We start from the raw sequence: 23,188 nt of genomic DNA on the forward strand, positions 1-23,188 counted from the left end.
GATTACTTGGCCTCCGCTTCAAAGTTGATTTCTTGGCCGGGCTTCAGGCAGACGTACGCCTTCTTCACGTCCTTGCGCTTGCCCATGAAGCGGCCAAAGCGCTTGGCTTTGCCCTTCGCGACCAGCACGTTGACGGAATCGACTTCCACCTTGAACAGCAGCTCGACTGCAGCTTTCACTTCCTGCTTCGTGGCATCCGGCGCGACTTCGAACACGACCTGCTCGTTCTTGTCGGCAACCAGTGTCGCCTTTTCGGAGACCACCGGCGCGAGCAGGACCTGCATCAAACGATGATCGTTCTTGCGAATCTCGCTCATGACAGCAACTCCTCGATCTGGGCGACCGCAGCCTTCGTGATCAGGATCTTCTTGAAGTAGATCAGCGACAGCGGGTCGGCGTAACGCGGCTCGACAACCGCCACGTGGGCGAGGTTGCGCGACGCGAGGTACAGGTTTTCGTCAACCGTGTCGGTAATCACCAGCACGGAGTCGAGACCCATCGCCTTGAATTTTTCGGCCAGCAGCTTCGTCTTCGGCGCTTCGAGCGTCAGCTCGTCGACCACCGAGATGCGGCCTTCGCGGGCCAGCTGCGAGAAGATCGAGCAGAGACCTGCGCGATGCATCTTCTTATTGACCTTGTGCGAAAAGTTTTCTTCCGGCGAATTCGGGAAGATGCGGCCACCGCCGCGCCACAGCGGGCTCGATGACATACCGGCACGGGCGCGGCCCGTACCCTTCTGGCGCCACGGCTTCTTGGTCGTGTGCTTGACCTGCTCACGATCCTTCTGCGCTCGGTTGCCGCTACGGGCATTCGCCTGGTACGCAACCACGACCTGGTGAATCAGGGCTTCGTTGTAATCGCGGCCGAACACGACGTCCGACGCGCTAACGCCTGCACTTTCCTGACCATTGGCATTCAGGAGCTTAAGTTCCATTATTTCGCTCCTTTCACGGCACGCGTCTTCACGGCCGGCGTAACGAATACCTTGCCACCCTTCGCACCCGGAACAGCGCCCTTGACAAGCAGCAGCTTGCGGTCAGCGTCGATGCGAGCGATCTCGAGGTTTTGCACCGTTACCTTCTCGTCACCTAGGTGACCGGTCATGCGCTTGCCCGGGAAAACGCGACCCGGATCCTGCGCCATACCGATCGAGCCCGGCACATTGTGCGAGCGCGAGTTACCGTGCGATGCACGGCCAGACGAGAAGTTGTAACGTTTGATGGTACCGGCGTAGCCCTTACCGATCGACACGCCTTGCACGTCGACCTTCTGGCCCACTTCGAACAGCTCGGGACCAACCACCGTGCCGCTCGACAGCTCGGCAGCCTTAGCGGCATCGATCTGGAATTCTTTGAGGATTTCACCGGCTTGAACGCCGGCTTTGGCGAGATGACCTGCCAACGGCTTCGTCACGCGCGATGCGCGGCGCGTACCGAACGTAACCTGCACGGCCGTGTAGCCGTCGGTTTCAACAGTCTTGATCTGCGTCACACGGTTGTCGGACACGTCCAGCACGGTGACGGGAATCGAATCCCCTTCAGCCGTGAAGATACGGGTCATGCCAACCTTGCGACCTACGAGTCCAAGGCTCATCGTTTTCTCCATTCCCGACTGCGATTGGTCGGGGCTAATTTACAAAATGCCGGCGCCGCTTCGGGCACTAATCGATGTTGCAGCACGCCGGCTTTTTTGCGCAAATGCGCGAAAAGCTCAACATTATAGCGAGACTTTCCGTTTTCCGCAAGCAATCAAAGACTTAGCGTTGTCCGAGTTGCCGCATAAAGGCCGGAAGCCTTACTGCAGCTTGATTTCAACGTCAACGCCAGCCGGCAGATCCAACTTCATCAGCGCGTCCACGGTCTTGTCCGTCGGGTCAACGATGTCCATCAGCCGCTGGTGCGTGCGGATTTCAAGCTGATCGCGCGAGGTCTTGTTGACGTGCGGCGAACGCAGGATGTCAAAGCGTTGAATGCGGGTCGGCAGGGGCACCGGACCACGAACGATTGCGCCAGTCCGCTTGGCCGTATCGACGATTTCAGCTGCCGATTGGTCGATCAGGCGATAGTCAAAAGCCTTCAGGCGAATGCGGATTTTCTGATTCTGCATGACGAATTCCTTAAAAAGAGCAAGGCGATATTGCACCGCCGATTAGAAAAAGAACGTAGGCACGGGCGCTCGCGGAGAGCGGGTGCCCGTGCCCGGGCACTGCGTACTGCTACACCGATCTTCGATCTTACTCGATGATCTTGGCGACGACACCAGCGCCGACCGTACGGCCACCTTCGCGAATTGCAAAACGCAGGCCTTCTTCCATCGCGATCGGGTTGATCAGCTTCACCGTGATCGACACGTTGTCGCCCGGCATCACCATTTCCTTGTCCTTCGGCAGCTCGATGGAGCCGGTCACGTCCGTCGTACGGAAGTAGAACTGCGGACGGTAGTTGTTAAAGAACGGCGTATGACGGCCGCCTTCGTCCTTGCTCAGCACGTACACTTCAGCCGTGAAGTGCGTGTGCGGGTTGATCGAACCCGGCTTGGCCAGAACCTGACCACGCTCCACGTCTTCACGCTTCGTGCCGCGCAGCAGGATACCAACGTTGTCGCCTGCCTGACCCTGATCGAGCAGCTTGCGGAACATTTCCACGCCCGTGCAGGTCGTCTTCACCGTCGGCTTGATACCGACGATTTCGATTTCTTCGCCGACCTTGACCACGCCACGCTCAACGCGGCCCGTCACCACCGTGCCACGACCCGAGATCGAAAACACGTCTTCCACCGGCATCAGGAACGAACCGTCAATCGCACGCTCCGGCGTCGGGATGTACGTGTCCAGTGCATCGGCCAGGTTCATGATCGCCACTTCGCCCAGCTCGCCCTTGTCGCCTTCCAGCGCCAGCTTGGCCGAACCCTTGATGATCGGCGTGTCGTCGCCCGGGAAGTCATACTTCGACAGAAGCTCGCGAACTTCCATCTCGACCAGCTCCAGCAGCTCAGCGTCGTCCACCATGTCGCACTTGTTCAGGAACACGATGATGTACGGAACGCCAACCTGGCGCGCCAGCAGGATGTGCTCACGCGTTTGCGGCATCGGGCCGTCAGCAGCCGAGCACACCAGAATTGCGCCGTCCATCTGTGCCGCGCCCGTGATCATGTTCTTCACATAATCAGCGTGGCCCGGGCAGTCGACGTGTGCGTAGTGGCGGTTAGCCGTCTCGTACTCGACGTGCGCGGTGTTGATGGTAATGCCGCGCGCCTTTTCTTCCGGCGCCGCGTCGATCTGGTCGTACGCCTTCGCTTCGCCGCCGAACTTCTGCGTCAGAACCGTCGTGATCGCCGCCGTCAGCGTGGTCTTGCCGTGGTCAACGTGACCGATCGTGCCCACGTTCACGTGCGGCTTGGTCCGTTCGAATTTACCTTTAGCCATGTTTCTCTTCTTTCAGAAAGTTAATCGTTGAATGACTTTGCCGCGCGATTACTTCGACTTGGCGTTGATGATCGCTTCCGACACGTTACGCGGAGCTTCAGCGTAGTGCTTGAACTCCATCGTGTACGTCGCACGACCCTGCGTCAGCGAACGCAGCGACGTCGAGTAGCCAAACATTTCCGACAGCGGCACTTCGGCGCGAACGATCTTGCCGCCGCCAACCATGTCTTCCATGCCCTGGACGATACCGCGACGGCCCGACAGGTCGCCCATCACGTTGCCCATGTAGTCTTCCGGCGTTTCGACTTCCACGGCCATCATCGGCTCGAGGATGACCGGGCTTGCCTTGCGCATTGCTTCCTTGAACGCCATCGAACCAGCCATGCGGAACGCGTTTTCGTTCGAGTCGACGTCGTGATACGAACCGAAGGTCAGGTGAACCTTCACGTCAACGACCGGGAAGCCCGCCAGAACGCCAGCCTTCAGCGTTTCCTGGATACCCTTGTCGACCGCCGGGATGTATTCACGCGGAATCACGCCGCCCTTGATTTCGTCGAGGAACTCGTAACCCTTGCCTTGTTGGTTCGGCTCGAGTGTGATGACTGCGTGACCATACTGACCGCGACCGCCCGACTGCTTGACGAATTTGCCGTCAACGTCAGCCGCCGTGCTGCGAATCGTTTCGCGGTAAGCAACTTGCGGCTTGCCGACAGTCGCTTCCACGCCGAATTCACGCTTCATCCGGTCGACCAGAATTTCGAGGTGCAGTTCGCCCATACCGGAAATGATCGTTTGACCCGATTCTTCGTCCGTCTGAACGCGGAACGACGGATCTTCCTGAGCCAGACGGTTCAGTGCCAGACCCATCTTTTCCTGGTCAGCCTTGGTCTTCGGCTCGACAGCCTGCGAAATCACCGGCTCCGGGAAAATCATGCGTTCGAGCACGATCGGGTTTTGCGGATCGCACAGCGTGTCGCCCGTGGTCGCTTCCTTCAGGCCGACCGCAGCAGCGATGTCACCTGCGCGCACTTCCTTGATTTCTTCGCGCTGGTTCGCGTGCATCTGCAAAATACGGCCCAGACGTTCCTTCTTGTCCTTGGTCGCGTTCAGCACCGTGTCGCCCGAATTGATGACGCCCGAGTACACACGGAAGAAGATCAACTGACCGACGAACGGGTCGGTCATGATCTTGAATGCCAGTGCCGAGAACTTTTCGTCGTCAGCAGCGCGGCGCTCAGCCTTTTGACCATTTTCCAGCTCGCCGGTGACCGGCGGGATGTCGATCGGCGACGGCAGGAAATCGAGCACGGCGTCCAGCATGCGCTGCACACCCTTGTTCTTGAACGCAGTGCCGCACAGCATCGGCTGGATTTCGCAAGCGATCGTACGGTCGCGCAGACCCTTGATGATTTCCTCTTCAGTCAGTTCGCCCGACTCGAGGTACTTGTTCATCATTTCTTCGTTCGCTTCAGCCGCGGCCTCGACCATCTTTTCACGCCATTCATTGCACGTGTCGACGAGTTCTGCCGGGATGTCTTCGTACGAGAACTTGGTGCCTTGAGACGCGTCGTCCCAAATGATCGCCTTCATCTTCATCAGATCGACGACGCCCGTGAAGTTCTCTTCCGCGCCAATAGGCACGACGACCGGAACCGGGTTCGCCTTCAGACGCAGCTTGAGCTGGTCGTAGACCTTGAAGAAGTTTGCGCCGGTACGGTCCATCTTGTTGATGAACGCGAGACGGGGAACCTTGTACTTGTTAGCCTGACGCCACACGGTTTCCGACTGGGGCTGCACGCCGCCCACAGCGCAGTACACCATGCACGCGCCGTCGAGCACGCGCATCGAGCGCTCAACTTCGATCGTGAAGTCGACGTGACCCGGGGTGTCGATGATGTTGATGCGGTGTTCGGCGCGGTCGCCCGCCATGCCCTTCCAGAATGCCGTGGTAGCAGCGGAAGTAATCGTGATGCCGCGCTCCTGTTCCTGCTCCATCCAGTCCATGGTAGCAGCGCCGTCGTGAACTTCACCTATTTTGTGGTTCACGCCCGTGTAGAACAGAATCCGCTCGGTCGTCGTCGTTTTGCCGGCGTCGATGTGAGCGCTAATACCGATGTTACGGTAGCGCTCGATAGGAGTCTTGCGAGCCACTTTGATCCTCTATTGGGATGACGCGATGCGAGAGATGCCCATCGCGCTGTAACACAAACGGGCGAGGCGCCTTGGAAGCGCACCCGCCCGGAATTTCTTTCCGCTTTTCCGCTAAACCCGGGGTCGGGAGCTTAGAAACGGAAGTGCGAGAACGCCTTGTTGGCTTCTGCCATCCGGTGAACTTCGTCGCGCTTCTTCATTGCGCCGCCACGGCCTTCGGCCGCTTCGGAGAGTTCACCTGCCAGACGCAGGGCCATCGACTTCTCGCTGCGCTTCTTCGCGGCTTCACGCAGCCAACGCATCGCCAATGCCATACGACGCGACGGGCGCACTTCGACCGGAACCTGATAGTTGGCACCACCAACGCGGCGGCTCTTCACCTCGACCACCGGCTTGACGTTGTTGAGCGCTACCGTGAACACTTCCAGCGGGTCCTTGCCACCCTTGGTCTGAATCTGTTCGAAAGCGCCGTACACGATACGCTCGGCAACCGACTTCTTGCCGGAGAGCATCAGCACGTTCATGAATTTTGCTACATCAACATTGCCGAACTTCGGATCCGGCAACACTTCCCGCTTGGGGACTTCGCGACGACGCGGCATGTTTCTTCCTTTACCTTTTCAGTTGGAGCTGTTTGCAGCCCCGCGGCCACCAACTAACCCGATTCATCCGAAAGACTAACCAGCCCGGTCGGGTGACCACTTACTCGATAGTACCGGCGATTCCGGCACCATCGCTATTACCGCCTTTGCAGGCGACCTGAAACTACCTGGCTAATTACTTGCCAGCCTTGGCACGCTTCGCACCGTACTTCGAGCGAGCCTGCTTACGATCCTTGACGCCTTGGGTATCCAGCGAGCCGCGAACCATGTGGTAACGCACACCCGGCAAGTCCTTCACACGGCCGCCGCGAATCAGCACGACCGAGTGTTCCTGCAGGTTGTGGCCTTCACCACCGATGTACGAAATGACTTCGAAGCCGTTCGTCAGACGAACCTTGGCGACCTTACGGAGTGCCGAGTTCGGCTTCTTCGGAGTCGTGGTGTACACACGGGTGCACACGCCGCGACGCTGGGGACAGTCCTGCAAAGCCGGGCTCTTGCTCTTCGTCGTTTCCGACGTGCGGCCTTTGCGAACCAGTTGATTGATGGTTGGCATTGTTTATTCCTGAAATTGAACAAAATCGACGCATCGGTTTCCGGGCAAAGCGGAAACGCCTGCGCATCGAACTTCCGGCTGGCCCGCTCACGCACGAACTGAAGCTGCGCGCAGGCATCCCAAGAACCGGAACCTAACATAATATTCCGAAATTACTAAGGGAGTCAACCGGTTGCGACGTGTCGCACCCCTGTCAATCCGGCGAAACAACTAGACGAGGTCAGTCTGCCGCTACGACCTGCAGCAATTCGTAGCCGAAACGGTCCAGTTTGCGCGCACCCATCCCCGGAATACCGCGCAGATCGTCGATCGAATCGGGACCGAGACGGGCGATTTCCGCGAGCGTCGCGTCATGAAAAATCACGTAAGCCGGCACCCCGTCGCTCTTCGCGGTTTCGGTGCGCCACATGCGTAGACGCTCCCAACGCGCGCGCTCGCGAGGGCCCATGCCGATCGTCGGATCGGCGCGCTCACTCGTGCGCCCCGACGATTGACGCGTGCGTGTCGGCTTTACGTAGCGACGCATCGTCACCTTCTGCTCACCCTTGAGCACCGGTTTGCTCGCCTCGGTCAGCACGAGCGACCCGAACCCTTCGTGGTCGACTGTCAGATAGCCAAACGCGACGAGCTGGCGGAACACCGCGCGCCATTCCGGTTCGCCGAGCGCCACGCCGATCCCGAACGTAGTTAGCTTCTCGTGGCCGCGCTGCAGGATCTTCTCGCTGCGGTTGCCACGCAAAATATCGATCAGATGCCCGGCGCCGAAATGGAAGCCGCTCGCCCGCTGCGCGCGAAACACGCACGACAGCGCCATCCGAGCCTCGCGCGTCGCATCCCAGGTCGGCGGCGGCTCGAGACAGTTATCGCAGTTGCCGCACGGCTGGCTGGTCTCGCCGAAGTAGGCGAGCAGGCGCACGCGCCGGCAGGTCGCCGTTTCGCACAAACCGAGCAGCGCGTCGAGCTTGCCAGTCTGCACGCGCTTGTGCGCGTCGTCGGCTTCAGATTCGTCGATCATCTTGCGCTGTTGCACGACGTCGCCGAGCCCGTAGGCCATCCACGCGTTCGACGGTAATCCGTCGCGGCCCGCGCGGCCGGTCTCCTGGTAGTAGCCTTCGACGCTCTTTGGCAAATCCAGATGCGCGACGAACCGCACGTCGGGTTTGTCGATGCCCATGCCGAACGCAATAGTCGCGCACATCACGATCCCTTCCTCGCGCTGGAACATCTCCTGATGTTTCTGGCGCACCTCGAACTCCATGCCGGCGTGGTACGGCAGCGCGCGCATACCCTTTTCCTTCAGCCACACCGCGGTTTCCTCAACCTTTCGGCGCGACAGGCAATAGACGACGCCCGCGTCGGTTGCGCCGTCCGGTTTCGTATGCTCGGCGCGAATGAAGTCGAGCAGCTGCGTGCGCGCATTGTCCTTTTCGGCGATGCGATAGCGGATGTTCGGCCGATCGAAACTCGACACGAACACGCGCGCATCCTCGAGCGCGAGACGATGAATGATTTCGTCGCGCGTGATTGCGTCGGCGGTCGCCGTCAGCGCGATGCGCGGCACATTCGGAAAGCGCTCGTGCAGCACCGACAGCTGGATATATTCGGGCCGGAAATCATGTCCCCATTGCGACACGCAGTGCGCTTCGTCGATCGCGAAAAGACCGATGCGCGTGCGCTCGAGCAGTTCCTGGAAGCGCGGCGTCATCAACCGCTCCGGCGCAACGTAGAGCAGATCGATGTCGCCGTCGCGCAGCGCCCGCTCGGTGGCCATCGCCTCCGCGCTCGACAGCGTCGAGTTCAGGTACGCGGCCCGCACGCCGACTTCGGTCAGCGCGGCCACCTGATCCTGCATCAGTGCGATCAGCGGCGACACCACGATACCGCTGCCGAAGCCGCGTTCGCGCCGCACCAGCGACGGAATCTGATAACACAGCGATTTGCCGCCGCCCGTCGGCATCAGCACGAGGCAATCGCCGCCGTCGGCGACGTGCTCGACAATTTCGCCCTGCCGTCCTCTAAACGCGGGATAACCAAAGACTTCGTTGAGGATTTCGAGCGGACGGGACATGTATTTGAGAGAGACGGCGAAGGGGAACGGCACTCAGGCGGTGACACGAATTTTACCAACGCATTCGTGCCGCGGCCGCGCTTTACGACGACGTTATCCATCCGGCTTAGGACTGCGTCGGCGCATGGCATCGATGCACGTGCAAAAAAGCGCAAAAAAAAGCCGCTCAGTCGAAACTGAGCGGCTTTCGTGGCTCGTCAGGCAAGGCGGCTTGCGCCGCCCGTGCTTACTCGCCTGAGTGCTGCTGTTCGGCAGCCGGGGTTTCCGGCGCACCGAATTCGAACGACTCTTCCGCTGCGATCTGATCGAAACGCTCGCGGTCCGCCAGTTCCTTGCTCTTGCGCGCCTTGTGGAATGCGAGACCCGTACCGGCCGGAATCAGACGGCCCACGATCACGTTTTCCTTCAGGCCACGCAGATCGTCGCGCTTGCCCATGATCGCCGCTTCGGTCAGCACGCGGGTCGTTTCCTGGAACGACGCCGCGGAGATGAACGAATCGGTCGACAGCGACGCCTTCGTGATACCGAGCAGCACGTTTTCGTACGTTGCAGGACGCTTGTCTTCCGCGATCATCCGGTCGTTTTCGTCGAGCATGTCCGACCGCTCGACCTGTTCGCCCGGGATGAAACGGGTATCGCCGTTGTCCGAAATCTGCACACGGCGCAGCATCTGACGCACGATCACTTCAATGTGCTTGTCGTTGATCTTCACGCCTTGCAGACGGTACACGTCCTGCACCTCGTCCACGATGTAACGCGACAGCGCCTCGACGCCCTGCAGACGCAGGATGTCGTGCGGATCCGCCGGTCCGTCGACGATCATTTCGCCCTTGTTGACGACCTGACCATCGTGCACCAGAACCTGCTTTTCCTTCGCGATCAGGAACTCGTGCTGGTTGCCCTCGAGGTCCGTGATAACGAGACGCTGCTTGCCCTTCGTGTCCTTACCAAACGACGTCGTACCCGTGACTTCCGCCAGGATACCCGCGTCCTTCGGCGAACGTGCTTCGAACAGTTCCGCCACACGCGGCAGACCACCGGTAATGTCACGCGTCTTCTGCGATTCGGTCGGGATTCGTGCGAGCACTTCACCGACCTGCACCTGCTGACCGTCCTTCACGGTGATCAGCGCGCCGACCTGGAAGCCGATCTGCACCGAGTGCTCGGTGTTCGGGATCTTCACTTCCTCGCCATTCGCATCGAGCAGCTTGACCTGCGGACGCACCGTCTTCGCCGCCTGCGAACCACGACGCTTCACGTCGATCACGACGAGCGTGGACAGACCCGTCACGTCATCGATCTGCTTCGCGACGGTCACGCCTTCCTCGACGTTTTCGAACTTCACCGTACCACCGTACTCGGTGATGATCGGACGCGTCATCGGATCCCACGTGGCCAGTTGCGTACCGGCCTTGATCTGCGCACCGTCGAGCTGCAGCAGCGTGGCGCCGTACGGCACCTTGTGGCGCTCGCGCTCGCGGCCGTGATCGTCGGTGATCATCGCTTCGCCCGAACGCGAGATGACGATCTGCTCGCCCTTCGCATTCGTGACGTAACGCATCGTCGACGTGAAACGCACCGTACCGTTCGACTTCGCTTCCACCGACGAAGCGACCGCCGCGCGCGACGCCGCGCCACCGATGTGGAACGTACGCATCGTGAGCTGCGTGCCCGGTTCACCGATCGACTGCGCCGCGATCACGCCGACCGCTTCGCCGACGTTCACCATCGAACCGCGACCGAGGTCGCGACCGTAGCAGGCTGCGCACAGGCCGTAGCGAGTTTCGCAGGTGAGCGGCGTGCGCACGCGCACTTCGTCGATGCCGAGGCGTTCGATTTCTTCGACCGCGTCTTCATCGAGCAGCGTGCCCGCTTCGAACAGCGTTTCCTGCGATTCCGGATTGACGATGTCAGCCACGGCCACACGACCCAGAATACGGTCACGTAGCGCTTCGACCACTTCACCGCCTTCCACGAGCGCCTTCATCGCCACGCCGTTCGACGTGCCGCAATCTTCCTCGACGACGACCAGATCCTGCGTCACGTCGACGAGACGACGCGTCAGGTAACCCGAGTTCGCGGTCTTCAGTGCCGTATCAGCCAGACCCTTCCGTGCGCCGTGGGTCGAGATGAAGTACTGCAACACGTTCAAACCTTCGCGGAAGTTCGCCGTAATCGGCGTCTCGATGATCGAGCCGTCCGGCTTCGCCATCAGGCCGCGCATACCCGCCAGCTGACGAATCTGAACCGCGGAACCACGAGCGCCCGAGTCCGCCATCATGTAGATGGAGTTGAACGACTCCTGACGCGTCTGGTTGCCATCGCGGTCCGTGACCGGTTCCGTCGACAGCTGCTCCATCATCGCCTTGCCGACTGCTTCCGACGTCGCCGACCAGATGTCGACCACGTTGTTGTAACGCTCCTGCGCGGTGACGAGACCCGACATGTACTGACGGTCGTATTCCTTCACCTTCTTCGCGGCATCGCCAACGATGGTTTCTTTCTGCGGCGGCACGAGCATGTCGTCGACGCAGATCGAAATACCAGCGCGCGTTGCGAGACGAAAGCCCGACTGCATCAGTTGGTCGGCGAAAATCACCGTCTCACGCAGACCGCACTTACGGAACGCAGTGTTGATCAGACGCGAGATTTCCTTCTTCTTCAGCGGCTTGTTCAGCACCGAGAACGGCAGACCCGGCGGCAGGATTTCCGACAGGATCGAGCGTCCAACCGTGGTCGCATACAGCGTGATCTTCGGCACGAACGCCGGCGCGCCTTCCGACTTGTCTTCGTTGTGGACCATTTCAGTGATCCGCACGTTGACGCGCGAGGCCAGCTCGACTTCCTTGTTCTCGTACGCTCGCAGCACTTCCGACACGCCCGTGAACGTCAGGCCTTCGCCCTTGCCGTTCACCGCTTCACGAGTCGCGTAGTACAAACCCAGCACGATATCCTGCGACGGCACGATCGACGGATCGCCGTTAGCCGGGAACAGCACGTTGTTCGACGCGAGCATCAGCGTGCGCGCTTCCATCTGTGCTTCGAGCGAAAGCGGCACGTGAACGGCCATCTGGTCACCGTCGAAGTCGGCGTTGAACGCCGCGCAAACGAGCGGATGCAGCTGGATTGCCTTACCTTCGATCAGCACCGGCTCGAAAGCCTGGATGCCGAGACGGTGCAGCGTCGGCGCACGGTTCAGCATGACCGGATGTTCGCGGATCACCTCTTCAAGGATGTCCCACACGACCGGCGTCTGGTTCTCGACCTCTTTCTTCGCAGCCTTGATGGTGGTAGCGACACCCATCACTTCGAGCTTGTTGAAGATGAACGGCTTGAACAGTTCGAGCGCCATCAGCTTCGGCAGACCGCACTGATGCAGCTTCAGCGTCGGGCCGACCACGATCACCGAACGGCCCGAGTAGTCGACACGCTTACCGAGCAGGTTCTGACGGAAGCGACCGCCCTTACCCTTGATCATGTCGGCGAGCGACTTCAGCGGACGCTTGTTCGCGCCGGTCATCGCCTTGCCGCGACGGCCGTTGTCGAGCAGCGAGTCGACGGCTTCCTGCAGCATCCGCTTTTCGTTGCGGACGATGATTTCAGGCGCCTTCAGCTCGAGCAGACGCTTCAACCGGTTGTTACGGTTGATCACTCGGCGATACAGGTCGTTCAGGTCCGACGTCGCGAAACGGCCGCCGTCGAGCGGAACGAGCGGACGCAGTTCCGGCGGCAGCACCGGCAGCACTTCGAGGACCATCCAGTCCGGCTTGATGCCCGAACGCTGGAACGCCTCGAGCACCTTCAGGCGCTTCGCGTATTTCTTGATCTTCGCTTCCGAGCCGGTGTTCTTGAGCTCCGTGCGCAGCAACTCGACCTGTTCGTCGATGTTGATAGCGCGCAGCAGTTCGCGAATACCTTCCGCGCCCATTTCGGCGCGGAATTCGTCGCCGTATTCCTCGACCTTGTTGTAGTAATCCTCCTCGGTCATGATCTGCCGCGCTTTGAGCGGCGTCATGCCCGGATCGATCACCACGTATGCTTCGAAGTACAGCACGCGCTCGATGTCGCGCAGCGTCATATCGAGCACCATGCCCAGACGCGACGGCAGCGACTTCAGGAACCAGATGTGCGCGACCGGCGAGGCCAGCTCAATGTGGCCCATCCGCTCACGACGCACCTTGGCGAGCGTCACTTCGACGCCGCACTTCTCGCAGATCACGCCGCGGTGCTTCAGGCGCTTGTATTTGCCGCAAAGGCATTCGTAGTCCTTGATCGGACCGAAAATCTTCGCGCAGAACAGACCATCGCGCTCCGGCTTGAACGTGCGGTAGTTGATGGTTTCCGGCTTCTTGACTTCACCGAACGACCACGAACGGATCTTGTCCGGCGAGGCCAGACCGATCTTAATCGCGTCGAAAACTTCAGGTTGTTGGACTTGCTTGAATAGATCGAGCAAAGCTTTCATCGCTTCTCTCCAGTAGTCCGATTAGTTCCGGTCCAGGTCGATGTCGATACCCAGCGACCGGATTTCCTTCACCAACACGTTGAACGACTCAGGCATGCCGGCATCGATCACGTGATCGCCCTTGACCAGGTTCTCGTAAACCTTGGTCCGGCCCGTCACGTCGTCCGACTTCACCGTCAGCATTTCCTGCAGCACGTACGATGCGCCGTACGCTTCGAGCGCCCACACTTCCATTTCACCGAAACGCTGGCCACCGAACTGCGCCTTACCGCCCAACGGCTGCTGCGTCACGAGCGAGTACGGACCCGTGGAACGCGCGTGCATCTTGTCGTCGACCAGGTGGTGCAACTTCAGGTAGTGCATGTAGCCGACCGTCACCGTACGTTCGAACATCTCGCCCGTACGGCCGTCGAACAGACGCACCTGGTTCTTGGACGGCGTCATGCCGAGGTTTTCAGCGATGTCGTCCGGGAAAGCCAGATCCAGCGCGCGCGACATTTCTTCCTCCGTCGCCCCATCGAACACGGGCGTTGCGAACGGCACGCCTTCGCGCAGGTTCTTCGCCAGCTCGATGATTTCATCGTCGCTAAAGCTGTCCAGCTCTTCGGCGCGGCCCGATTCGTTGTAGATCTTGATCAGGAATTCGCGCAGTTCAGCGATCTTCGCCTGACGCTGCAGCATTTCGCCGATACGCCAGCCGAGACCCTTCGCGGCCCAACCCAGATGCACTTCGAGAACCTGACCCACGTTCATCCGCGACGGCACGCCGAGCGGGTTCAGAACGACGTCAGCCGGACGGCCATCGGCCATGTACGGCATGTCTTCGATCGGCACGATTTTCGACACGACACCCTTGTTACCGTGACGGCCAGCCATCTTGTCGCCAGGCTGCAGACGGCGCTTCACCGCCAGATACACCTTGACCATCTTCAGCACGCCCGGCGGCAGTTCGTCGCCCTGCGTCAGCTTCTTGCGCTTCTCTTCGAAGGCGAGGTCGAACTGGTGACGCTTCTCTTCGATCGAGTTCTTGATCGCTTCGAGCTGGGCCGCTGCTTCTTCATCCGCGAGGCGGATGTCGAACCAGTGATAGTGGTCCAGATCTTCGAGGTAAGCGCGGTCGATCTTGGTGCCCTTCGCGAGCTTCTTCGGACCGCCGTTCACCACCTTGCCTTCGAGCATACGTGCGAGACGCTGGAACGCATCGCCTTCCACGATACGCAGCTGGTCGTTCAGGTCGAGACGATAGCGCTTCAGTTCATCATCGATGATCTGTTGCGCGCGCTTGTCGCGCTGGATGCCTTCACGCGTGAATACCTGCACGTCGATCACGGTACCGCTCATGCCCGACGGGACGCGCAGCGACGTGTCCTTTACGTCAGATGCCTTCTCCCCGAAGATCGCGCGCAGCAGCTTTTCTTCCGGCGTCAGCTGGGTTTCGCCCTTCGGCGTGACCTTGCCGACCAGCACGTCGCCCGCTTCGACTTCCGCGCCGATGTACACGATGCCCGACTCGTCGAGGCGGCCAAGCTGCACTTCCGCGAGATTCGAGATGTCGCGCGTAATTTCTTCCGGTCCGAGCTTCGTGTCGCGTGCAACGACGTTCAGCTCTTCGATGTGGATCGACGTGTAACGGTCGTCCGCAACGACCTTCTCGGAGATCAGGATCGAGTCTTCGAAGTTGTAGCCGTTCCACGGCATGAACGCGATCAGCATGTTCTGGCCGAGCGCGAGCTCGCCCAGATCGGTCGATGCCCCGTCAGCCAACACGTCGCCGCGCGCAACCTTGTCGCCCATCTTCACGATCGGACGCTGATTGATGTTGGTGTTCTGGTTCGAACGCGTGTACTTGATCAGGTTGTAAATGTCGACACCGACTTCACCCGCGACCGCTTCGTCGTCGTTCACGCGAATCACGATACGGCCCGCGTCGACATAATCGACCACACCGCCACGCAGTGCCTGAACCGTCGTGCCCGAGTCGACCGCGACGGTACGCTCGATGCCCGTACCGACGACCGGCTTTTCCGGACGCAGACACGGCACAGCCTGACGCTGCATGTTCGAGCCCATCAATGCGCGGTTCGCGTCGTCGTGCTCGAGGAACGGGATTAGCGAAGCTGCGACCGACACGATTTGCGACGGAGCCACGTCCATGTACTGGATGCGGTCCGGCGTGACCATCAGCGTTTCGCCCGCTTCACGCGACGACACGAGTTCGTCGGTCAGCGTGCCGGCGTCGCCCACCGCCGCGTTCGCCTGAGCGATCACGTAACGGCCTTCTTCGATCGCCGACAGGTAGTCGATCTGGTCGGTCACCTTGCCGTCCGCGACCTTGCGATACGGCGTTTCGAGGAAGCCGTATTCGTTCAGGTGCGCGTACAGAGCGAGCGAGTTGATCAGACCGATGTTCGGACCTTCCGGCGTTTCGATTGGGCACACGCGGCCATAATGGGTCGGATGCACGTCGCGGACTTCGAAGCCTGCGCGTTCGCGCGTCAGACCACCCGGGCCCAGCGCAGAAACACGACGCTTGTGCGTGATTTCCGACAGCGGGTTGGTCTGGTCCATGAACTGCGATAGCTGCGACGAACCGAAGAACTCGCGAATCGCCGACGAAATCGGCTTCGAGTTGATTAGGTCGTGCGGCATCAGGTTTTCGCTTTCGGCCTGGCCGAGGCGTTCCTTGACAGCACGTTCGACACGCACGAGGCCCGCGCGGAACTGGTTCTCCGCGAGTTCGCCGACGCAACGCACGCGACGGTTGCCGAGGTGGTCGATGTCGTCCACTTCGCCCTTGCCGTTGCGCAACTCGACCAAGATCTTGATCGTCGCGAGGATGTCGTCGTCCTGCAGCGTCATCGGGCCGACGATTTCGTCACGTCCGACGCGGCGGTTGAACTTCATACGACCCACCTTCGACAGATCGTACGCTTCTTCGCTGTAGAACAGACGGTTGAACAGTGCCTCGACCGCTTCTTCGGTCGGCGGCTCGCCCGGACGCATCATGCGGTAGATCGCGATGCGCGCGGCCATCCTGTCGGCCGTTTCGTCGATACGCAGCGTCGACGAGATGTACGGACCCTGGTCCAGATCGTTCGTGTAGAGCGTCTGAATGTCCTTGATCTTCGCTTCGCGCAGCTTCTCGAGCACGGATTCAGTGATTTCGTCGTTCGCGTTCGCGATGACTTCGCCCGTATCGCCGTCGATTACGTTCTTCGCGAGCACGCGGCCGAGCAGATAGTCTTCCGGCACCGAGATGAACTTGGTCTTCGCGTTATCGAGGTCGCGAATGTGCTTGGCATTGATCCGCTTGTCCTTCTGGACGATCACGTTGCCGTCGCGGTCCGTGATATCGAAGCGCGCGACTTCACCGCGCAGACGCTCCGGCACGAATTCCATCTGCGCGCCTTCCGGCATCAGCGTGAAATTGTCGAACACAAAGAAGTTTGCGAGGATCTGTTCCGGCGTCAGGCCGATTGCCTTCAACAGGATGGTGACCGGCATCTTACGGCGACGGTCGACGCGGAAGTACAGCACGTCCTTCGGGTCGAATTCGAAGTCGAGCCAGGAGCCGCGGTAAGGAATGATACGTGCCGAAAACAACAGCTTGCCCGAACTGTGCGTCTTGCCCTTGTCGTGTTCGAAGAACACGCCCGGCGAACGGTGCAGCTGCGAAACGATCACACGTTCCGTGCCGTTGATGACGAACGAACCGGTCGGCGTCATGAGCGGAATTTCGCCCATGTACACTTCCTGTTCCTTCACTTCCTTAACGACCGGCTTGCTCGGCGATTCCTTGTCGAGCAAGACCAGACGCACCTTGGCGCGCAGCGCCGAGCAGTACGTCAGACCGCGCTGCTGGCATTCCTTGATGTTGAATGCCGGCGGCGACAGCATGTAGCTGACGAACTCCAGACGCGCGAAGCCGTTGTGTGAAACGATCGGGAAAACGGAAGTAAACGCTGCCTGCAGGCCTTCCGGCTTGCGTTGCGTAGACGACGTATCTGCTTGCAGAAACGTGCTGAATGATTCAAGCTGGGTAGCCAGCAGGAAAGGTACTTGGTGAACGATGGGGCGCTTCGCAAAACTCTTGCGAATGCGCTTCTTCTCGGTGAAGGAATATTGCATACGATCTCCGAATCACGGCGGGCATAGTTGTCGAGGCAGGATACCTTGATGAGACAACCCGAGTGTTCACCGACTGAGACCCGATGGCCGTCCGATGGCTTGAACGAGCCTAGAAGCTTGGTGGTTGGCCGCTACCAACCGCTGGCTGACGGCAGCGGATGCCTGTGTTGCCCGCTACCCGACCAAACTTGCCTTCTGCAGTCGCTTCAGAAGACAAAAAGAAACGCCGGTCATTTTTACCGAATGCGTTTTTCTTTGGCTTCTCGGAATCACATTTCTGCAGGCATAGACCCGCAAAAACGCGTCCTCCACAAAGCACAAAAAGGCCGGCGGTGAAAAACCGCCAGCCTTCGCACAGCGCGTTGAAGCTTACTTGATCTCAACCTTCGCGCCGGCTTCTTCCAGCTTCTTCTTGGCTTCTTCAGCAGCAGCCTTGGGCACCGCTTCCTTAACGGGCTTCGGGGCGCCGTCGACCAGATCCTTCGCTTCCTTCAGGCCGAGACCCGTCAGTTCGCGAACGGCCTTAATGACCGAAACCTTGTTTGCACCGGTTTCAGCCAGGATGACCGTGAATTCGGTCTGCTCTTCAGCAGCAGCCGCGCCGCCGGCTGCGCCTGCCGGGCCAGCCACTGCAACAGCAGCTGCCGACACGCCAAACTTTTCTTCGAACGCCTTGACCAGCTCGTTCAGTTCCAGGACCGACATCGAGCCTACGGCTTCGAGGATGTCTTCTTTTGCGATTGCCATTTGAAATACTCCTAAATTGAATTCGGATACAGCCAGCGATCAATCACGCTCGACTGAAGTGCATTACGCAGCGGTTTCTTCGCCCTGTTTCTTTTCTGCCAGCGCGGCCAGAGCGCGCGCGAAGCCCGAAACAGGTGCCTGCATAACGTACAACAGCTTGGAGAGCAGTTCTTCGCGGCTCGGGATGTTTGCCAGCGCTTGCACGCCAGCCTTATCCATCACCTTGCCTTCGTAGGAACCGGCCTTGATGACCAACTTGTCATTGCCCTTGCTAAAATCATTGACGACCTTAGCAGCAGCAATTGCATCTTCCGAGATGCCGTAGATCAGGGGGCCAGTCATCTGCTCTGCCAACGGAGCAAACGGGGTACCCTCGACGGCGCGACGCGCCAGCGTGTTCTTCAACACGCGAAGGTAAACCTGTTGCTCACGCGCTTTCGCGCGCAGCTTGGTCAGATCGCCAACCGCGATTCCACGATACTCAGCCAGAACCACGGTCTGAGCTTTCGCGACTTGCGCGGCAACCTCAGCGACGACGGCCTGCTTGCTTTCTTTGTTGAGTGGCACGGTTAACCTCCAGATTCGATACACGCAGCGTGCGCCTTGTGTACCGCATTCAATAACGGCGTCCGACCAGTCAGGAGTATTTCGACCGCCCAAAATCCGTATTGCTACGGACATCCAACGGCTTCATCACTACAAAACCTTTTCGGGTTCGCCATCTGCGTTGGCTTTACATTAAGGACCCGCTTACCTGCTGCGTGCCCACCAACGGTCTTTGACAACCGGTCGCGCGATGCAGACTGCCACCTCGCAACCGCCCAAAGCCCTTAAAAGCCGCCCCGACTCGCACCGGGGCGGCCAAACTCATTACTGTGCAGCGATCGACGTCTGATCGACACGAACGCCAACACCCATCGTGCTCGACAGAGCAACCTTGCGCAGATACACGCCCTTGCTCGTTGCCGGCTTCGCCTTCTGCAGCGCCTCGATGAGCGCGTTCAGATTGTTACGCAGAGCCGCCGGTTCGAACGAAGCACGGCCGATCGTTGCGTGGATGATACCTGCCTTGTCCACACGGAATTGCACCTGACCAGCCTTGGCATTCTTGACCGCAGTCGCGACGTCCGGCGTGACCGTTCCGACCTTCGGGTTCGGCATCAGGCCGCGCGGACCGAGGATCTGACCGAGTGTACCGACGATACGCATCGTGTCCGGCGAAGCGATCACGATGTCGAAGTTCAGGTTGCCAGCCTTGACCTGTTCAGCCAAGTCTTCCATACCAACGACGTCAGCACCAGCGGCACGAGCTTGGTCCGCCTTTTCGCCCTGTGCGAACACAGCAACGCGGACCGACTTGCCGGTACCAGCCGGCAGCACGACGGAGCCGCGAACCACCTGATCCGACTTCTTCGCGTCGATGCCGAGTTGCACGGCCACGTCGATCGATTCGTCGAACTTCGCGCTTGCGCATTCCTTCACGAGCGACAGAGCATCTTCGATCGGGTACAGCTTCTGACTGTCGACCTTGGCTGCAAATGCTTGCAGACGCTTCGAAAGCTTAGCCATTTACACGCCCTCCACGGTGATGCCCATCGAGCGGGCGCTACCAGCGATAGTACGAACCGCTGCGTCCAGATCAGCGGCCGTCAGATCGGGCATCTTGGTCTTAGCAATATCTTCAGCTTGAGCGCGGGTGATCTTGCCAACCTTGTCGGTATGAGGCTTGCTCGAACCCTTGTCCAGCTTCGCTGCCTTCTTGATGAGAACTGTAGCCGGCGGCGTCTTCAGAACGAATGTGAAGCTCTTGTCCGCGAATGCCGTGATCACGACAGGAATGGGAAGACCCGGTTCCATTGCCTGGGTCTGCGCGTTGAACGCCTTGCAGAACTCCATGATGTTCAGGCCGCGCTGGCCCAGTGCAGGACCAACCGGCGGCGACGGATTGGCTTTACCTGCAGGAATCTGCAGCTTGATAAAGCCGATTATTTTCTTTGCCATTTCGAGAACCTCTTTGGAACGCCGGCTTGCGTGCGGACGCTCAGTGAGTAGTAGCGCGTGCTCGCCGACAAAGCCGGCTAGTGACGCTCCTCAACGGTCGTTACGCGGACCGTAAGCGCGAAATACGGAACGCGCCTAGCGGTGCGTTCCGTAAAATCTGGATTACAACTTTTCGACCTGGCCGAATTCCAGTTCGACCGGCGTTGCGCGGCCGAAGATCGTAACGGAAACACGGACTCGCGATTTCTCGTAGTTCACTTCTTCTACGCTGCCGTTGAAATCTGTGAACGGGCCTTCCTTTACCCGCACCATCTCGCCTACTTCGAACAGGGTCTTCGGACGGGGCTTCTCCACGCCTTCCTGCATCTGCGACATGATTTTTTCAACTTCCCGAGGCGAAATCGGGCTCGGCCGATTGCGCGCCCCGCCGACAAAACCGGTCACCTTCGCCGTATTCTTCACGAGGTGCCACGTTTCGTCCGTCATTTCCATTTCAACTAACACGTAGCCGGGAAAGAAACGACGTTCCGTCACTGATTTGTGACCGCCCTTCACCTCAACAACTTCTTCTGTCGGAACGAGGATCTGGCCAAACTGATCCTGCATGCCAGCACGCTCGATGCGCTCCTGAAGCGCTCGCTGCACGCTCTTCTCCATCCCGGAATAGGCGTGCACTACGTACCAACGTTTGCCGCTCGGGGATGCCGGAGTATCACTCATATCATTTCCAACCCAGAATCGCCGAGAAAATCGCCCACTCGATGGATTTATCACAAACCCAGAGAAAGATTGCCATCACGACTACGAAGCCGAACACTACGAGTGTCGTTTGCGTCGCCTCTTTGCGAGTCGGCCACACAACCTTACGGACTTCTTTGTATGAGTCTTTGGCGAAAGCAATGAAACCCTTGCCAGGTGCTGAGAGAAGACCGACGGCGACACCCGCGATCGCACCAACAGTCAAGGCGGCTCCGCGGATGTACCATTCCCGGCCATTCAGCCAGAAGAACCCCACAAACCCGGCCAAGACCAGCAACACACCTGCGATCAATGCCAACTTGTCGCCGGATGTATTTACAGTTTCGACGGAAGGATTCGCCATAACACCTTAACGAAGCGCCACTACGACGCAATAGTTGGCAGGGGCAGAGGGAATCGAACCCCCAACCTTCGGTTTTGGAGACCGACGCTCTGCCAGTTGAGCTATACCCCTAAACCATTTGGGGTTGACAACACCGTCAACCCCGATACAACCAATTATCGAGAACTGTCTGGCATTACTCGATGATCTTGGCGACGACACCAGCGCCGACCGTACGGCCACCTTCGCGAATTGCAAAACGCAGGCCTTCTTCCATCGCGATCGGGTTGATCAGCTTCACCGTGATCGACACGTTGTCGCCCGGCATCACCATTTCCTTGTCCTTCGGCAGCTCGATGGAGCCGGTCACGTCCGTCGTACGGAAGTAGAACTGCGGACGGTAGTTGTTAAAGAACGGCGTATGACGGCCGCCTTCGTCCTTGCTCAGCACGTACACTTCAGCCGTGAAGTGCGTGTGCGGGTTGATCGAACCCGGCTTGGCCAGAACCTGACCACGCTCCACGTCTTCACGCTTCGTGCCGCGCAGCAGGATACCAACGTTGTCGCCTGCCTGACCCTGATCGAGCAGCTTGCGGAACATTTCCACGCCCGTGCAGGTCGTCTTCACCGTCGGCTTGATACCGACGATTTCGATTTCTTCGCCGACCTTGACCACGCCACGCTCAACGCGGCCCGTCACCACCGTGCCACGACCCGAGATCGAAAACACGTCTTCCACCGGCATCAGGAACGAACCGTCAATCGCACGCTCCGGCGTCGGGATGTACGTGTCCAGTGCATCGGCCAGGTTCATGATCGCCACTTCGCCCAGCTCGCCCTTGTCGCCTTCCAGCGCCAGCTTGGCCGAACCCTTGATGATCGGCGTGTCGTCGCCCGGGAAGTCATACTTCGACAGAAGCTCGCGAACTTCCATCTCGACCAGCTCCAGCAGCTCAGCGTCGTCCACCATGTCGCACTTGTTCAGGAACACGATGATGTACGGAACGCCAACCTGGCGCGCCAGCAGGATGTGCTCACGCGTTTGCGGCATCGGGCCGTCAGCAGCCGAGCACACCAGAATTGCGCCGTCCATCTGTGCCGCGCCCGTGATCATGTTCTTCACATAATCAGCGTGGCCCGGGCAGTCGACGTGTGCGTAGTGGCGGTTAGCCGTCTCGTACTCGACGTGCGCGGTGTTGATGGTAATGCCGCGCGCCTTTTCTTCCGGCGCCGCGTCGATCTGGTCGTACGCCTTCGCTTCGCCGCCGAACTTCTGCGTCAGAACCGTCGTGATCGCCGCCGTCAGCGTGGTCTTGCCGTGGTCAACGTGACCGATCGTGCCCACGTTCACGTGCGGCTTGGTCCGCTCAAACTTACCCTTGGCCATTTTCGACTCCTAAGAGGATTTTCCGTACGTTGCGCCGGACGCAAACAATCACCGGGTACTTCTGGTGCCCATGGGCAGGATCGAACTGCCGACCTCTCCCTTACCAAGGGAGTGCTCTACCACTGAGCCACATGGGCGCTGCTTCTGTGTTGCTGGAGCGGGTGAAGGGAATCGAACCCTCGTCGTAAGCTTGGAAGGCTTCTGCTCTACCATTGAGCTACACCCGCAAAGGATCATGGATTCCCAACAACCGTTACAACCTGCATTCTGGTGGAGGAGGTTGGATTCGAACCAACGTAGGCGTAAGCCAACAGATTTACAGTCTGCCCCCTTTAGCCACTCGGGCACCCCTCCGCAGAGAACTGATGATTGTGGTGGAACGACATCCTTTTGTCAAGGCCAGTTTGGCCGCTCCAAACCGAACGTTCTCACTTATAAGCTCCAGCCATCGGTAAACGCAAAAACCCCACCGCGAGGGGTGGGGTTTCTGACGGGGTAAGGAGCCTGACGATTACCTACTTTCACACGGGCAATCCGCACTATCATTGGCGTGGAGTCGTTTCACGGTCCTGTTCGGG

Annotated in this window: 18 protein-coding genes and 4 tRNA genes; all 22 read right to left on the reverse strand. The window is 59.5% G+C overall.

What is annotated here, in order from left to right; genetic code table 11:
• Window positions 1-2: 2 nt before the first annotated feature.
• The 22 genes from rplW to F6X42_RS21520 all read right to left on the reverse strand — a co-directional run bounded on the left by rplW (window position 3) and on the right by F6X42_RS21520 (window position 22,964).
• A complete protein-coding gene (gene rplW / locus F6X42_RS21415) occupies window positions 3-317 on the reverse strand; it encodes a 50S ribosomal protein L23 (protein ID WP_008923345.1) in 315 nt (104 codons plus the stop codon).
• Window positions 314-934, reverse strand: a complete 621-nt coding sequence (gene rplD / locus F6X42_RS21420; protein WP_090802165.1) for a 50S ribosomal protein L4 — start codon at window positions 932-934, stop codon at window positions 314-316. Before rplD ends, rplW begins: the two co-directional genes overlap by 4 nt.
• The gene (gene rplC / locus F6X42_RS21425) at window positions 934-1,593 is read right to left on the reverse strand and encodes a 50S ribosomal protein L3 (protein ID WP_187636116.1); all 660 of its coding nucleotides are present in this window, start codon (window positions 1,591-1,593) and stop codon (window positions 934-936) included. Before rplC ends, rplD begins: the two co-directional genes overlap by 1 nt.
• 201 nt (window positions 1,594-1,794) lie before the next feature.
• Window positions 1,795-2,106 carry a 30S ribosomal protein S10 gene (rpsJ, locus tag F6X42_RS21430; protein WP_006998489.1) on the reverse strand — a complete coding sequence of 104 codons (312 nt, stop codon included), beginning with the start codon at window positions 2,104-2,106 and terminating at the stop codon, window positions 1,795-1,797.
• A 127-nt stretch (window positions 2,107-2,233) separates the two neighbouring features.
• Entirely contained in the window at window positions 2,234-3,424 is a 1,191-nt protein-coding gene (tuf, locus tag F6X42_RS21435) for an elongation factor Tu (protein WP_187636117.1), read from the reverse strand.
• 48 nt (window positions 3,425-3,472) lie between these two features.
• Window positions 3,473-5,575 (reverse strand): elongation factor G, encoded by a 2,103-nt coding sequence (gene fusA, locus F6X42_RS21440; protein ID WP_187636118.1) that lies wholly within the window; start codon window positions 5,573-5,575, stop codon window positions 3,473-3,475.
• Between the two features lie 131 nt (window positions 5,576-5,706).
• On the reverse strand, window positions 5,707-6,177 hold the full coding sequence (gene rpsG, locus F6X42_RS21445) for a 30S ribosomal protein S7 (RefSeq protein WP_006053291.1): 471 nt from the start codon (window positions 6,175-6,177) through the stop codon (window positions 5,707-5,709).
• 175 nt (window positions 6,178-6,352) lie between these two features.
• Window positions 6,353-6,733 carry a 30S ribosomal protein S12 gene (gene rpsL, locus F6X42_RS21450; protein WP_006053290.1) on the reverse strand — a complete coding sequence of 127 codons (381 nt, stop codon included), beginning with the start codon at window positions 6,731-6,733 and terminating at the stop codon, window positions 6,353-6,355.
• A gap of 220 nt (window positions 6,734-6,953) precedes the next feature.
• Window positions 6,954-8,801: a DNA helicase RecQ gene (recQ, locus tag F6X42_RS21455; RefSeq protein WP_187636119.1), complete on the reverse strand. Its 1,848-nt coding sequence runs from the start codon at window positions 8,799-8,801 to the stop codon at window positions 6,954-6,956.
• Between the two features lie 226 nt (window positions 8,802-9,027).
• Window positions 9,028-13,266, reverse strand: coding sequence for a DNA-directed RNA polymerase subunit beta' (gene rpoC / locus F6X42_RS21460; RefSeq protein ID WP_187636120.1), 4,239 nt, complete (start codon window positions 13,264-13,266; stop codon window positions 9,028-9,030).
• A gap of 21 nt (window positions 13,267-13,287) precedes the next feature.
• On the reverse strand, window positions 13,288-17,394 hold the full coding sequence (rpoB, locus tag F6X42_RS21465; protein ID WP_187636121.1) for a DNA-directed RNA polymerase subunit beta: 4,107 nt from the start codon (window positions 17,392-17,394) through the stop codon (window positions 13,288-13,290).
• A gap of 369 nt (window positions 17,395-17,763) precedes the next feature.
• Window positions 17,764-18,141, reverse strand: coding sequence for a 50S ribosomal protein L7/L12 (rplL, locus tag F6X42_RS21470; protein ID WP_018420143.1), 378 nt, complete (start codon window positions 18,139-18,141; stop codon window positions 17,764-17,766).
• A gap of 63 nt (window positions 18,142-18,204) precedes the next feature.
• Window positions 18,205-18,708, reverse strand: coding sequence for a 50S ribosomal protein L10 (rplJ, locus tag F6X42_RS21475; protein ID WP_042329779.1), 504 nt, complete (start codon window positions 18,706-18,708; stop codon window positions 18,205-18,207).
• 303 nt (window positions 18,709-19,011) lie between these two features.
• Window positions 19,012-19,710 (reverse strand): 50S ribosomal protein L1, encoded by a 699-nt coding sequence (rplA, locus tag F6X42_RS21480; protein ID WP_187636122.1) that lies wholly within the window; start codon window positions 19,708-19,710, stop codon window positions 19,012-19,014.
• Window positions 19,711-20,142, reverse strand: a complete 432-nt coding sequence (rplK, locus tag F6X42_RS21485) for a 50S ribosomal protein L11 (protein ID WP_008922976.1) — start codon at window positions 20,140-20,142, stop codon at window positions 19,711-19,713.
• Between the two features lie 162 nt (window positions 20,143-20,304).
• Window positions 20,305-20,862 (reverse strand): transcription termination/antitermination protein NusG, encoded by a 558-nt coding sequence (gene nusG, locus F6X42_RS21490; protein ID WP_075303275.1) that lies wholly within the window; start codon window positions 20,860-20,862, stop codon window positions 20,305-20,307.
• A 1-nt stretch (window position 20,863) separates the two neighbouring features.
• The gene (gene secE, locus F6X42_RS21495; RefSeq protein WP_187636123.1) at window positions 20,864-21,244 is read right to left on the reverse strand and encodes a preprotein translocase subunit SecE; all 381 of its coding nucleotides are present in this window, start codon (window positions 21,242-21,244) and stop codon (window positions 20,864-20,866) included.
• Window positions 21,245-21,279: 35 nt separating this feature from the next.
• A tRNA-Trp gene (locus F6X42_RS21500) sits at window positions 21,280-21,355 on the reverse strand.
• A gap of 64 nt (window positions 21,356-21,419) precedes the next feature.
• The gene (tuf, locus tag F6X42_RS21505; RefSeq protein WP_187636117.1) at window positions 21,420-22,610 is read right to left on the reverse strand and encodes an elongation factor Tu; all 1,191 of its coding nucleotides are present in this window, start codon (window positions 22,608-22,610) and stop codon (window positions 21,420-21,422) included.
• Between the two features lie 62 nt (window positions 22,611-22,672).
• A tRNA-Thr gene (locus F6X42_RS21510) sits at window positions 22,673-22,747 on the reverse strand.
• A gap of 16 nt (window positions 22,748-22,763) precedes the next feature.
• Window positions 22,764-22,837, reverse strand: a tRNA-Gly gene (locus tag F6X42_RS21515).
• Between the two features lie 41 nt (window positions 22,838-22,878).
• Window positions 22,879-22,964: transfer RNA gene (locus F6X42_RS21520), tRNA-Tyr, on the reverse strand.
• Window positions 22,965-23,188: the final 224 nt, after the last annotated feature.

The organism is Paraburkholderia podalyriae (genome assembly GCF_014397785.1).
GTDB classification, from domain to species: Bacteria; Pseudomonadota; Gammaproteobacteria; order Burkholderiales; family Burkholderiaceae; genus Paraburkholderia; species Paraburkholderia podalyriae.